The sequence below is a fragment of the Njordella calcicola genome, from assembly GCF_056494125.1.
This window is the reverse complement of the sequence record NZ_CM151396.1, coordinates 5,930,894-5,944,921: the sequence shown is the minus strand read 5'-3', so window position 1 is coordinate 5,944,921 and position 14,028 is coordinate 5,930,894. Positions and strand designations below refer to the sequence as shown.

General features: G+C 53.4%; 9 protein-coding genes. 2 read left to right on the top strand and 7 right to left on the bottom strand.

What is annotated here, in order from left to right:
* Positions 1-101 precede the first annotated feature (101 nt).
* Entirely contained in the window at positions 102-1,460 is a 1,359-nt protein-coding gene (locus SH302x_RS22835; RefSeq protein ID WP_479365104.1) for an outer membrane protein assembly factor BamB family protein, read from the top strand.
* A 63-nt stretch (positions 1,461-1,523) separates the two neighbouring features.
* On the opposite strand, the gene SH302x_RS22830 is transcribed toward SH302x_RS22835, so the two are convergent.
* The 7 genes from SH302x_RS22830 to SH302x_RS22800 form a co-directional block, all read right to left on the bottom strand.
* Positions 1,524-2,351, bottom strand: coding sequence for a phytanoyl-CoA dioxygenase family protein (locus SH302x_RS22830; RefSeq protein WP_479365102.1), 828 nt, complete (start codon positions 2,349-2,351; stop codon positions 1,524-1,526).
* A 49-nt stretch (positions 2,352-2,400) separates the two neighbouring features.
* Positions 2,401-3,087, bottom strand: a complete 687-nt coding sequence (locus SH302x_RS22825) for a GntR family transcriptional regulator (RefSeq protein WP_479365101.1) — start codon at positions 3,085-3,087, stop codon at positions 2,401-2,403.
* Between the two features lie 183 nt (positions 3,088-3,270).
* Positions 3,271-4,146, bottom strand: coding sequence for a sugar phosphate isomerase/epimerase family protein (locus tag SH302x_RS22820; RefSeq protein WP_479365100.1), 876 nt, complete (start codon positions 4,144-4,146; stop codon positions 3,271-3,273).
* 32 nt (positions 4,147-4,178) lie between these two features.
* Positions 4,179-5,438, bottom strand: a complete 1,260-nt coding sequence (locus SH302x_RS22815) for a glycosyltransferase (protein ID WP_479365098.1) — start codon at positions 5,436-5,438, stop codon at positions 4,179-4,181.
* A gap of 40 nt (positions 5,439-5,478) precedes the next feature.
* Positions 5,479-6,933 (bottom strand): MFS transporter, encoded by a 1,455-nt coding sequence (locus SH302x_RS22810; RefSeq protein WP_479365097.1) that lies wholly within the window; start codon positions 6,931-6,933, stop codon positions 5,479-5,481.
* Positions 6,934-7,581: 648 nt separating this feature from the next.
* Positions 7,582-9,078 carry a hypothetical protein gene (locus SH302x_RS22805; RefSeq protein WP_479365095.1) on the bottom strand — a complete coding sequence of 499 codons (1,497 nt, stop codon included), beginning with the start codon at positions 9,076-9,078 and terminating at the stop codon, positions 7,582-7,584.
* An 84-nt stretch (positions 9,079-9,162) separates the two neighbouring features.
* A complete protein-coding gene (locus SH302x_RS22800; RefSeq protein ID WP_479365094.1) occupies positions 9,163-10,410 on the bottom strand; it encodes a pilus assembly protein N-terminal domain-containing protein in 1,248 nt (415 codons plus the stop codon).
* Between the two features lie 576 nt (positions 10,411-10,986).
* On the opposite strand from SH302x_RS22800, the gene SH302x_RS22795 reads away from it, so the two are divergent.
* Entirely contained in the window at positions 10,987-13,977 is a 2,991-nt protein-coding gene (locus SH302x_RS22795) for a vitamin B12-dependent ribonucleotide reductase (RefSeq protein ID WP_479365093.1), read from the top strand.
* Positions 13,978-14,028 lie beyond the last annotated feature (51 nt).

Here is a 14,028-nt window from a genome sequence, read left to right as displayed (position 1 = left end):
AAGTTATACTGCTTGGTTCTGCGTCGGCAATTGCGACAACGTCCCAACCGCCTTTTGAGTCGACATTTTATGCTTCTACAGCAAATCCCAAAGGAGATGCCATGCGTTATTTGAGCATTGTAGCACTGTTATTGAGTTGTATCACCAGCGGCGACTGGGCTCGAGCTGAAAACTGGAATCCATGGCGCGGCCCCGATGGCAGCGGCGCGTCCTCTGCAACCGATCTGCCGCTGACTTGGAGCACCACTGAGAACGTGATTTGGAAAGCGGATGTGCCTGGTAAAGGTTCTTCCACCCCAATCATTTGGGGCGACAAAATCTTTATTCTCACAGCGGTCCAAAAGGGCGACGCCAGCGGTGCTGCCACCGATGCAACACCACCGGCGGATGCAGCACCACCGGCGGATGGCGGCGGGCGACGACGCGGCGGCGGATTCGGTGGCTTCGGCGGTCCCGCCCCCACCCAGCCCTATCAATTCATGGTCCTGTGCTACGATCGCTCCAGCGGCAACATGCTATGGAGCCAGATTGCTGCCGAAGAAGTGCCGCACGAAGCTGGCCATCAGACGAACACCTTTGCGTCTTCTTCTGCACTTACCGATGGCAAATTCGTCTATGCAGACTTCGGCTCGCGAGGCATCTACTGCTATGACATGGACGGCAAGCTGGTCTGGGACGCCAAATTGGGCAAAATGCAAACTCGCAATGCATTTGGCGAAGGGTCTACACCAGCACTCCACGATGACACGCTGATCATTCCTTGGGATCATGAAGGTCAATCCATGATCGTGGCTTTGGACGCCAAAACAGGCAGCGAAAAATGGCGTGTCAATCGCGATGAACCGACGACTTGGGCCACGCCGCTGATCGTCGAACACAAGGGTGTCGTGCAAGTGATCACCAACGGCACGCGTGTCCGCAGTTATGACCTTAAAGATGGTTCGCTGATCTGGGAAGCGGGTGGCCAAGTCCAAAACCCAATCCCTTCGCCCGTCTTATTCGGGGACCATGTGATCTGCATGACCGGCTATCGAGGCGATATGATTCAGTCGATATCACTGGACTCCCAAGGCGATGTGACAGGCTCATCCAAGGTTGCGTGGACCAGAAACGACGCTGCTCCCTATGTCCCTTCGCCAGCACTGTATAAAGGCGTTTTATATTTTTGCAAACAGAACAACGCACTGGTCGCCGCCGTCGATGCCAAGACCGGCGAGACAGTCATGAAGCCGACACGAGTGAATGGGTTGGATACGATTTATTCTTCTCCGGTCGCCGCCGCCGACCGCGTCTACTTTACTGGCCGCAATGGTACGACGGTCGTTATCAAAGCGGGCTCGGATTTGGAAATCTTGGCCAGCAATTCTCTGGGCGAACCGATTGACTCTTCCTTGGCTATCGTAGGCAATCAGATCTTCATTCGGACCGATTCGTCGCTGTATTGCATCGGCAACAAATAGCAGCGATCGCATCGGATTTCACTGAGAAAAAGCGCGACTATCGGGATCGCCCTCGTCGCTGCACTAGGAGCCTGTAGGTCGTGGGACGTTCGCCCAGTGGCCGCGGGGATCCTGCCCACGTACTTGTACGCCTTTCTCATTCCAGCCCAGCGCCGCATGGACTTCGGCTGCGCAATATCGCAAGGTTAATGCGCAGCGTCGACGGTGGGAACGATTGACATCGGAGCCGTGCAACAGCAAATCTGCGTGGATGGACGCGGCCCCAGCCGGCAGCGGGTTCCAGACCACTTCGCCATACTGCTCTGGGTTATCGATAGTTTGATTCAAGACATTGTGGTCGGACGAATCGCTGGGACGATATGTCATGTGACCATGATGGTGGCTGCCCGCGATGAACTTCATGCAGGCGTTGTCTTCATCCGCGTCATCAATAGCCAGCCACACAGTAACTGCTTTCGATGGCGACAAAGGCCAGTAGCTGGCGTCTTGATGCCACGCGACCGATTTGCCGTCGCCAGGCATCTTGCAGAAGAAATGCGAGCCCCAGCCAATGACATTATCTCCAAGCAAATCGCTGACATAGTTTACAATCGTTGGGTTGCTTAAAATGTCATGCACCGGCCCATATTTCATGTGAGCCGAACTGATCGAATAACTGTCACCACCCGCTTGCATCACGCGGCCCAACAGATCATCGAAGTACTTGCGTATGGCCAAGATCTCTTCGCTCTCGTAAATCTGCAGCGGAGTAACATAGCCGCGTTGATTAAAGTGATTGACTTGAGCTTTGCTGAGATACTTCGGTGTGTCGTTGCTGGTCGGATAGAAGTGCAAGTCACGCTCCAGCGACTGCAGTTCGGATTCGGTGGGTACGATTGCAAATGATTTCATCGTCACTGCCTTTCGGGTAATCGGAAAATTTAAAGCAAAGTAAGTTGGGTTACGAACTTGCGCAACCGCGTGACCAGTAACGAGCGGACGCGGCAATATGTTGGCTCATCGCTCGCGAGGCAGCCACTTTGTCGCGTTTGAGCATCGCTTTGGTAATGTGGTGATGCTCAAGGGCTTCCTCTGCCAGTCGCATGCAATCGTCACGCGACTGGGAATCCACCCACGACGCATCTCGCAGCGAACGAAATAGTCGCGAAAGCCGAGCGAGTTCTTTGGAGAGGAAGGAATTACCGCAGTGCAATGCGATCAGGTCATGCAGATTCGAATCTAGTTGCCGAGCCCTGCGAACCATGCGTTGCCCCTTGACGGGAGCTTTGGCCAACGCCGCAAACTGCGAATTCAGTTCTTGAAGCTGGCTTGGTGGAATCCTTCCAATAGCACCGCGGACCGCTTCGCACTCCAAAGCGCGACGGACGCGGCAAACTTCACGAATTTCCTTTGCAGAAAACGCATGGATGGTTGCGCCGCGATTGGGCAACAAGTCGACGATGCCGACACCTGCTAGTTCCGCCAATGCTTCGCGAACCGGCGTCAAACTAACGCCTAACGAATCGGCTATTTCTTGGGTGACCAAGCGATCGCCCCCTTGCAGATCCCCTCGGACGATGCGATCGACAATGGCCGCAACGACATGTTCTCGCTTGTCACCGTGAGTGCTTTGAGTTGTTTTAGTCACGTCGGAGGTGTCCTAGATTGATACACAAAACTAATCGTATTATATATAATCGACAGAAGACGTCAAGCGACATGTTTTATAGTGCTACAAAGCGCAAATCTGTCGGGCGGCAATGGGGCAAGCTCTCTCCGAAGGCAAGCCTCAAGGATCTTCCAGAGCCTAGGCTGACAGGGGATGGAGGAACTACTCCTGCGCGGCCTTGAGCGACTTCAGATACGCGATCGATTGAGGGACCTGGGTAGCCGTCCGTGAGCTTTCGTCTTCAATATAGAAATGTTCGACGCCAGCCTTTTGGGCGGCAGCGATAATGGCAGGGATATCCAATTGCCCTTCGCCTAATGCGACATCGTTTTCCGTCGATGTCTTGCCCGACAAGTCACCGGCGACACCCTTTTTAAGGTCTTTTAAATGCATCAGCTTGATTCTGTCACCGTACTTTTCCAGGATCTCGACCGGGTTCGCGCCTGGAAAATAGGCCCACAATATGTCTAACTCGATAAACACATCTTCTGGGTTCGTGTTGGCCATCAGGTAATCGAACAGCGTTCCTCCGTCGTGTTCCACAAATTCATAGCCATGATTGTGGTAACAAAAGAGGAGCCCATGCTCTTTGCGCAATCGCCGCCCAATCTCGTTGAACTCTTGCGTAGTTTGCTGCGCCAGCGGCAGCGTAAAGGGTTGGCGATCTGGCAGCCAAGCAACACGCACAAAGCTCGCGCCAAGCGTCTTGGCGTTTCGAACCACTTCGTCCATCTTGGTCCGAAGGTCAACGTAACTGACGCCAAAAGAGGTGCAGCGCATGCCACGTTGATCAAGCATGGCTCGAATGTCATCTGCCGACTGGCCAAACAAATTCGAGAACTCGATATTGGTTATGCCCAGTGCCAAGATTCGGTCTAGCGTGCCAGCGAAGTCTTTGGCGAACTCATTGCGGTATGTGTAGGAGACCATGCCTGGTTCGTGCTGGAATAGCGGTTCGTCGCTGTAGGCATTGTTCCCAGTGTAAGCGATTGCCCAAAGGCACATGCATGTTGCTAGCAGGATTCGAGCCATGTTCATCTTCTTGTTCCTTAGGGGGCAAAGCGAGTGGGTCAACTTGAGTGGGGCTGTAGTAATGTCTGCTTGATCGCGTTATGCAAGTCAGCGGTTACCTGTTTGGGACTGTAGTTCGCACACAGATGATTTTGCGCGGAATCATAGTCGAGCGTTAGCGTGGCTGACCGCAAGTGTTGCAGTTTCTCGCAAGCGTTGTCGATATCACCATTGCAAACAACGCCACCACCGCTGCTGGCCATGTAGCCATCAAAATCTTCTAGCGATACGATCGGCGTGCGGCTAGCGACCGCTTGCAATAGCACGTTGGGGAAGCCTTCGTACCGAGCTGTGCCGGTAACTAACAAAGCGCCGCAACGATGGAATTGCTGCGGCATCTCTGCAAAGGTGACGCTATCGATCAGCTCAACATTCTCCGGCAAATTAGCTCGAACAGTTCGTTCGATGGCGTCATCAAACGGTCTTGCGATCAAGCGAAATGGGACGTCCGGTAACCGTTTTGCAATCTCCATTGCCAGATCAATCCGCTTATGGAAGTCGTCGAAACGGCCGATCCATAGCACCGGTAGATGCCGTTTCTGTTGTGGCGTTGGGCAGGCTTGGTTCCAAAGTTCGATCTCGATGGGATTGCGGACCAAGTAAGCGCCGATATCAAAGTGCTGCCGCAGCATATTGCATTGTGTTTGGGACTGGCAGATCACCGCGCTGGCGTTACGCAAAGCAAACTCACACCACGTTCCAAGGTCCCCGTATCGCGTCACAAATCCGGGTTGCAAGAGTTGTGGATCAACATCCATGTTGCTTTGGATCATCAGGATGGAGGGCACCGATTGTTGCCGAGCCGTCGCGATGACCGCTGCGCTATCGCGGTTGGTTCCCATACCGATCCAAAGATCGGGTTTGGCAAGTTTCAGCAATCTCCAATCGGGCTGCATGGGCAAGGCATCGCGATGACGGAAAGGCCAGGTGGCTGCCAGGATTCCCACATCGCAAACCATTCGCCAGTGATCCAGGAAAGTGCGTTTGGCGGATGGCAACGTTCGATACGCTGAAAACCGGCGTCTGCGATCTAGGAATGGATCGTGCAGCGGTAGTACGTCCACCCCGTCGATGGTTTGCTGGGGCAAACGAACTGGCGATCGAACCACGAAGCGTGGTGCATAAGATCGCTCTGCGGCGAGGTATTTCGCACAACTCCATGCGGCTAGCTCAAGGCCACCAATGGGACGACCGGTGTGGGGAATCGCAGCCGAGATCGCTTGCCATGCAACCAGGGCGATGACAGGTTTACGCTGCATGTGGAAGTAAACGGGCGGTTGGGGGCACGGGGTCAACTTGCTATTCTGGCAGTGGTTTCCCCTTGGTTTCAGGCAAGAACAGAATCACGACGACGCCGACCAGAAATGTCGTACACATGACTGACACTGCCGTTCGATAGGCGTCGAGTGTTTCTGCTTGTCCCGTCGCTCCTGCCGCAAAATAGGCCAACAGATATGCCTTCACTGGCAAAGCCAAGGCTGCAATATAACGTCCGACGTTGTAACAAAAGCTCGTGCCAGTGCTGCGCAATCGCAGCGGAAAGAGTTCAGGCAAGTAAATAGCATAGCCCGCAAAGAGGCCGAGTTGGCAGCCTCCCATCAAGGCGCTCAGAGGCAACAATGCCAAACTTCGGAAGGCTTGGAAGTAGAAGATAGTGACTAAGCCCGCCGCGAGAAAACCAGCAATAAAGGTAGGCTTGCGGCCAAACTTCTGCGCTAGCATCGTGAAGAACATCATGCCAAAGAAGGCCCCGATGTTTTGAATGATCGAGTTGATGCCTTTCCAATAAGTCGCTTCGCTTTGGATTTGTGCTTCGATCGCAGCTAGTTGTTCGGTGCTGAAAGCGGTTGGATCTGGGATTCGTTCAGCACGCAGCGACTGCTTGATGACGCCGTCGACTAGCTCCGGAGAGAAAAACCCGATGCCCCAGACGCCGATAATGCCCGCGACGCATAACATCATGCCCAGCAACGCATGCTTACGCAGCAGCGGCGTGGAAAAAAGATCCGCGTACGAACCGAACTTGACCCCAGTCTTCTTGCCTTCGGCGCGAGCGTTGACCCACTTCTCAGGCTCTTTTAATCGCACTTGAATCAGCACGCACAGAAAAGCAGGAATGGCCCCGACCAGGAACATGTACTTCCACGCGTCCGCACCGTTGATGACTTCCACTCGCCCCAAGTACCCAAATAGCATCGACACAAGGCCCGCGGTAATGTTGCCGAAGGCCGAAAGAGCTTGTAGCGTTCCCAGCGCCGGTGTTCGAGCGCGGTCGGGCAATGTATCTGCGACCAAAGCGACAGCCAATCCAAACACACCGCCGACGCCTAAACCGGTAAGGAATCGGTAGGCTGCAAAGTCCAGCCAGCCTTGCGAGAAAGCCGACAAACCTGTGGAAAGTGAGTAGAGCAACACGGTAATGGTCAGCGTCCTGGCCCTTCCAATGCGATCACCGACCGAACCAAAGATCAAACCGCCGGTTGCCCATCCAAACATGAAGATCATGGTTGCATAGTCGCCGTACTGAAAGATGACTTTCGCATCCGTGTTCGGCATCAATGCTTTTAAGGCATCATTGCGAGCGAGTATAAAAAGCTGTTGGTCTAAGCAGTCGAAAACCCACGATGCGGACGCCATGGCAAAGACGAACCAGTGATAAGGCGTCAGGTATTTCCACCATGACTGGTTCATTTCGACAAGGGCTTCAAGTCCGCTTCCTGGCGTAGCGTCACTCGGGTTTTGCTTTTCGCTCATTAGATTTGGCAGGTGGTAAAGGAGTTGGAGTCGGAGGCAGGAATCTAAACAGGCAAGTTCATGGGCGACAAATCGCGGCGATTCCGAATTTGCAGTTGCTTATCATAATCCAAACCCTGCCGACTGTCGTCGGGGCTTATGGCCGGTTGTGACAGCCCAAATAGAAGAGAGGGGCTTGGAATTCGCCGCGGCTGGAACGGTTCTGTTCGTAGTCCCGCCTTCAGGCGGAATTACTCTCCATTTCTTAGCGGGCACAAACGCCTACTAAAGGCATTGGTATCTACACATCTTTACGTTTGATTCGCAGGCGAAATCGGGTAAATGTCGTTTAACCGCGTGCCCAACGGGCCGCGATATTGCTAAAGACACAACAAACGCGGGGCGATGCCTACGCCGTTAAACGAAACCCTGCAGTCTCACGTAGCAAAACAAACTAAGATCTGCTTCCGCGTCACCCATACTTGCGTAGATACCAATGCTACTACGGGCGGGATGACGAGCAGTCGCCTAAAGGCGGGAGCATGAATCACATCTGCCACGCTACTGAACGTTGGTGCTGTTCAACGAAGAGGCACTCGGTGGCCGGCGTTTTGATTTTGACTCAAACCGGAGAGCTTGAGCCTAATCCCACTAGAGAAGAGATGTGGCTCAGTAACTGAACTCAACACCAGCGTTCAATCCGTGGAAGAAGACATTGTCTTTCTGTTCCACGTTGTCAGCACTGGTGGTTGATAGCGGGAACGTACGCTGGTCAGCGACGGTTGCTACACCACCGATGCACATGTACTCATAACCGCCGGTCAGCATCAGTCTTGGCAAAATCTGATACCGCATACCTACTCCGCCCTGTACCGATCCAGCGATTGAAGTATCCGATCGTTCTGTGTCCACTAGGATGTCAGCTCGATTGGTCAAGCTGGTGCGGTTCTTGGCAAAGTTCGCATACACGCCCAACTTGGTCCAGCCACCGAAGGACAGACGTTGAGTCAGCGGCCGGTACATGTTGACACCGAATTGAGCTCCGACGAGAAAGTTGTCGATGTTGTTGCGCATGCTACCGATACCGCCATCGTTGGCGATCGCATCGAATCCATATTTTTCATCGTAGTCAATGAATCGCAGTCCTAGCAGCGTGCTGAACAAATCGCTAGCGAACCAGCGGCGATTGATCTCATAGGTGCTGAGATTTGTTTCCAAGGATTGCGAGTGCAACTGGGAATTGAAGAACGTATCTAGCGAAACTGGAGCTGGCAGAAACGGATCTACGGTGCGGAAGGTTGCATTCAAGTTGCCTGTGGTATCAAGCCGAGAACGATTCCACTCGAAAGGACCTGTATAAACAAACTCGATGCCGTTGACACAGTCAAACATTTCACCGATGGTGACACGTCCTCCGAACTTGAAGTCGTTGTCTGGCAGACGACGACCTTGTGAATAGGTCAAGGATTGGTCTTCCTCTTGTTTCCAGTACAGGGCTTCCGCATTGACGTAATAGATCCGGCAGTCTGCTGGAGCACATCCGCCCATCGCCATCGGGTCATAGCCAATATTCGGTCCGCGTTTGGCCATTCCAAAATTTTGTGGCATCGGCGAAGGGTAGTAACCGCCATCCATCATCATCGGATCGGACATCATCGGATATCCTCCATCAACAATGAACTCGGAGCCCATCATCATCGGTTCCGAAGAGATGACCATCGGAGCGTTTTGCATGCCCAACTGAGTCGTATTGGAAACCGTTTGGAAAGGCGAGTGCGATTTCGTTGCGGTGTCTTCCGGTGCTTTGGCGGCCGCGCTGTTGAAAGCGGGGACCGGAGGCAAGCTGGCTGCCGAAGGAACGCTGAAGTCCTCAGCAAACGCCGCTTGCACCGTCGATGAATCCGCAGGATCCAAATTAAGTTCGTTGGCCGGTGCGAGTAAGCCGCTGGCTTGTTGGACTGGCCATTGCGAGTTGCCGAACGGCAGCGGCGTCGGCGTAGCAGAAGGTGTATGGATTCGAATGGGACTGGGGAGTTCTTGAGCGGCCGCGTTCGCGCCGGCAAGCATGGCTCCCAGTAAGCTGCTGGTCAATGCAAATGCACTGAGCGAATGGCGGCTTCGCTTCGAGATGAGATTTGGCACTGAACGGTTAATTTTGAATCGCATACTGGTAACCCTATGACAGGTGGCAATCTACTACTGGGTAAAGGAGTCTTCTAAGCGGGCATACTTCTTCGAGGTATTCCTGCGTTAACGATGGCGTACAACTAGTTTGTCTTGAATCGGAACCAGGAACACTTGTCGCACAAGTGTCATGACATCTCGAGCGTCTGTTTCATTTCGCAGGTTTCCACGCACCACAATTCCTCCGTTGGAGTTAGGTGCGATTTCGATGCCTGCGTTGGGATACAATTCGCTGAGCGTCTGATTGATGCGTTCGACTTTGTTATCATCGCGGGCGAATTCGGTTTGCGCCAGCACGCTATTGACGTTGATGAGATGACTGATCTGCGATCCATCGGCAAAGACCAAGTCCAATCGTGTCTGGCCGTTATTGGTGCCCAGCAAAGCGACATTGCGAGCGTCAATCATGAAGACCTTGCAGACCTTCTCATCTTGCGTTGTGGCTGATGCGATGGGTTTGTCAAAGGTACGCGAAGTCATTTTGCGACGATAGACATTGATGTCCTTGTCCGAAAGCGTTAGACGTTCGCTGCTAAGCGTTGGAAGGGTCGTTGACGACTCGGAAGTGACTTCGGTTTCATCCAAGCTGAATGCAGGTGAAGCGTACTCATTCAGCACGACCGCATGGGTATCAGTTCCTGGAGCCAGCATGGTTGGAGGAAGCTCCGGTATCGCTGGGCTTGGCATGGCTACTGGTGAATGATTCGCCGTCGAAGCAGGAACAGCTAGATTCGCCTGATAGTTGTTTGGTATCTCGACTGCGTTGGGGGCTGGCACGGCGAATGTCTTGGGAACCGGTTGTATTCCGAAGGCAAACTCAATAGGTTCCGCGGCCACCACGCCTGTCGTTGGTGTCGGTCGTTGAGTTGCCGCGTGTGGTGCTTGCGGCATTTGCGCATCGTGGTGGTACGCAGTCGATTCACTCGCGGGCGTTGGCGGCGTGCTGGCACCTTCCCCGACGCGGATTACTGGTCGTTTGAAGACCTCGGCCGGGCGACTGTTGGTGGAGGTCAAGCGAGCACGAGTGGGTTGCGTTGTTTCGGAGTTGAGCTTGGTGGAAAGCCCTTGGCTGGAGTTGGGCGGGGCCGCTCCTTGCACTCTAGTGAGCATGAGGTCCACTGGTTCAGCCACAGGAACGACAATCGCGCCCGATCTGCTGCTTGTATCCTGAGCCGATACGTTCCAGGGCGTGGTGGCCACGGGCATCCAAATGCAACTGGTAACCAGGAGTCTTTGGAGCAGATGCCTACGACGCTGCGCCATGGGTGTTAGCACCGCATGATCATCTGCTGCGAGATTCGCTTGACTGCTCATTGGGAAATCCTACGCGATAGCTGGGACGATCGATGAAGGTCGATCGGGCCGGGTGTTGGTGGACAAAGGGGCTTTGCACCCTTGAACGGTATCGGCGTTCTGCTTGCGCCGAATTTAACGATTCTTCCAATTGCAACTCATGTATCGGATAGTCTGCTTCCTGAAGCTGTACCGGCACGAGCGAATTGGAGATTTAGGTTTATGCTGGCTTTTCCGGAGAGGCGAGTTTTTGGTTCGGGCTGTCGCAGGCAAGAATCCAAAAATGAGGCCCAAATTCCATTGACTGGGAAGCTCAATTCGCTATCATTCCAAACTGTCAGACTCAATATGTAGTGGCCGCTGCGACCAAATGCACTATACGTAGTGCTTTTGCTTTGGTAAAAGCAAGTCAGCGGAGAATCTCTGGTCGGCGAAGGATTTCATTCGACGTTGGACCAAACTAGTCATTTCTGCTCGTTAGGCTGACATGCAGTAACGTTTATTCTTTTTAAAGGAGTTCCCGGATTGAACGTTTGACCCCTACGGGCATGCAGTTCTCCGGGATACGAACTTTGAGTTCTTTAGGAGTCTTCCAAGATGGCTACAGTCGAAATGGGGCGTGAACGTCGTGAGCGAAGCGTCACTACCAAGGAGTTTCGCGGCGACCGAGCAGGTATTCGAATCGAGAATCGTTTTTGTCCGGAGAATGTCTCCGATCCCTTTGATACCGTGCAGTGGGAACTGCGCAGTGCGAAGATCAAGGACGAAAGTGGGCAAGCTTTGTTCGAGCAGAAGGATTGCGAGATCCCAGCCAGTTGGTCTCAATTAGCGACCAACGTGGTGGTCAGCAAGTACTTTTATGGCGATCCCAGCAATGTCGGCGAACGCGAACGCAGCGTGCGGCAACTGATTCATCGCGTCACGCGAACGATCGCGGACTGGGGGATTGCCGATGGCTATTTTGATACCGTCGAGGACGGCGAACGATTTTACCGCGAGCTGACTTGGTTGTGCCTACATCAAGTGGGTGCCTTCAATTCGCCGGTCTGGTTCAATGTCGGCTTGTTCAATCAATACGGAGTCGAAGGTACGAAGTGCAATTGGCATTACAACGTCGAAACGGGCGTCGTCGAACAGCCAGAGAACCCTTATGAGTATCCGCAAGGGTCAGCCTGCTTTATTCAAAGCGTGGGCGACAACATGGAAGACATCATGCGGTTAGCCACCAGTGAAGCGATGCTCTTCAAATTTGGTTCAGGTACGGGCACTGACCTTTCTACGATTCGATCAAGCCGTGAGAAGTTAACTGGCGGCGGCAAGCCCAGCGGTCCTTTGTCGTTTATGCGAGTCTACGATCAAATCGCGGCGGTTGTTAAATCAGGTGGCAAGACGCGCCGTGCGGCCAAGATGCAATCGCTAAAGGTTTGGCATCCAGACATCATGGAATTCATCGAATGCAAGTGGAAGGAAGAGCAGAAAGCGCACGCTTTGATTCGTGAAGGTTACGAGTCGAACTTCAATGGTGAAGCGTACTCTTCGGTCATGTTCCAAAATGCGAATCTATCGGTGCGTGTTACCGACGAGTTTATGAATGCGGTCGCCAAGAAGCTGCCATGGCAGACCAAATGGGTCAGTGGCAAGTGCGACCAAGACGCGCCGACTTATGAAGCGGCCGACATTCTGCGACGCATGTCGGATTGCGCATGGCACTGCGGTGACCCTGGGGTCCAGTACGATACCACGATCAATAATTGGCACACATGTCCCAACAGCGGTCGCATCAATGCGAGTAACCCTTGTTCGGAATATATGTTCTTGGACAACACGGCATGCAATCTGTCCTCCATTAACTTGATGAAGTTTCGTCAAGCTGATGGAACCTTTGACGTCGGTGGATTTACTGCGGCGGCGAGATTGTTCTTTATCGCTCAAGAGATCTTGGTGGATCATGCAAGTTATCCAACCGAGCGAATTGCGCACAACAGTCACCTGTTCCGTCCGCTGGGGCTTGGGTACTCAAACTTAGGTTCGTTGATCATGACCAGCGGCCTGCCCTATGATTCGGATGCAGCCCGTGGAATGTGTGGATCGATCACCGCGTTGCTTCACGGAGCGGCGAATCTTGCGTCGGCCGAAATCGCCGGTGTTGTTGGTCCATTTGCCGAGTACAAGTACAACAGCGAGCCGATGTTGCGTGTGATGCAGATGCATCGCAATGCGGTAGAACATATCGCGAATGAAGGTCCTCAACCGCTCAAGGACGCAGCTCGAGAATTGTGGGACAAGGTTTTGGAAAGCGGCAAGAAGCATGGCTTCCGCAACGCTCAAGCGACCGTGTTGGCCCCAACGGGGACAATCAGTTTCATGATGGACTGCGATACGACCGGGATTGAGCCTGACATTGCGTTGGTCAAGTACAAGCAGTTGGCTGGCGGTGGCATGTTGAAGATCCTCAACCGCTCGGTATCGCTGGGCTTGAGCACCTTAGGTTACGACGACGATACGGTTGCTTCGATCGCAGCGTATATCAACGAGAACGATACGATCGAAGGCGCTCCACAGCTCAAAGACGAGCATTTGCCGGTATTTGATTGTGCGTTTAAGCCTGCTAAGGGGACACGCAGCATTGGTTGGCGAGCTCACGTGCAGATGATGGCGGCCGCTCAGCCGTTCTTGTCCGGTGCAATCAGCAAGACAGTCAACATGCCTACGGATGTCACGGTCCAAGATATCTCCGATGCCTACTTCTGGGGTTGGGAGTTGGGCTTGAAGGCGATTGCGATTTATCGCGATGGTTCCAAGCAGTCGCAACCGCTGAACACCAAGTCCGAAAACCAAAAAGAAAAAGACAAAGAGCGAGTGATCGAGAAGATCATCTCTCAACCGCGTCGCGAGCGATTGCAAGATACCCGAAGTTCCGTCACGCACAAGTTCAGCATTGCGGGCCACGAAGGTTACTTGAACGTGGGCTTGTACCCGGATGGACGTCCTGGTGAGTTGTTCATCACGATGGCCAAAGAGGGCAGTACCATCGGCGGTATTATGGACAGTTTTGGGACCGCGATTTCTTTGGCATTGCAATACGGCGTGCCTTTGGAAGTGCTGGTCAACAAGTTCAGTCATACTCGCTTTGAGCCAATGGGTTATACCACCAACCCAGATATTCGAATCGCCAAGAGTGTGATTGATTATATCTTCCGCTGGATGGGATTGACGTTCCTGAGCAGTTCGCACGAGCATCCGATCGCGGTTGCGACCAATCCGAATTCCAAGCCGAACGCGAAAGTCGATGGGAATGATTCCGCGATTGCGAGTTCCAAGCCGGGCACAGACACTTATACGCAAGCACGTTTTGTTGGGCTTCAAGGAGCTCCGAAGCTAGCGACGCCAACCGCTTCATCAAACGGTTACGCATCGACTAACGTTCCGACACAAAGCGCACAGACACAAAGCGACAATCAGCGCGATAGTCAGTTTGCGAAGTTCCAAAGCGACGCCCCAAGCTGCGATAATTGTGGCTCGATCACGGTTCGCAACGGGAATTGCTATCTGTGTCACAATTGCGGTAACTCATTGGGTTGTTCGTAACGAGTCACCGTGATCGTTGGCGCGGTGTGTAAGGCACTTGTCGCCAGCAAG

Excerpts from the sequence above, each read along its gene's own strand:
- SH302x_RS22795 (WP_479365093.1), top strand. The coding sequence starts at position 10,987 with ATGGCTACAGTCGAAATGGGGCGTGAACGTCGTGAGCGAAGCGTCACT.
- SH302x_RS22805 (WP_479365095.1), bottom strand. The coding sequence starts at position 9,078 with ATGCGATTCAAAATTAACCGTTCAGTGCCAAATCTCATCTCGAAGCGA.
- SH302x_RS22810 (WP_479365097.1), bottom strand. The coding sequence starts at position 6,933 with ATGAGCGAAAAGCAAAACCCGAGTGACGCTACGCCAGGAAGCGGACTT.
- SH302x_RS22820 (WP_479365100.1), bottom strand. The coding sequence starts at position 4,146 with ATGAACATGGCTCGAATCCTGCTAGCAACATGCATGTGCCTTTGGGCA.
- SH302x_RS22830 (WP_479365102.1), bottom strand. The coding sequence starts at position 2,351 with ATGAAATCATTTGCAATCGTACCCACCGAATCCGAACTGCAGTCGCTG.
- SH302x_RS22800 (WP_479365094.1), bottom strand. The coding sequence starts at position 10,410 with ATGAGCAGTCAAGCGAATCTCGCAGCAGATGATCATGCGGTGCTAACA.
- SH302x_RS22835 (WP_479365104.1), top strand. The coding sequence starts at position 102 with ATGCGTTATTTGAGCATTGTAGCACTGTTATTGAGTTGTATCACCAGC.
- SH302x_RS22815 (WP_479365098.1), bottom strand. The coding sequence starts at position 5,438 with ATGCAGCGTAAACCTGTCATCGCCCTGGTTGCATGGCAAGCGATCTCG.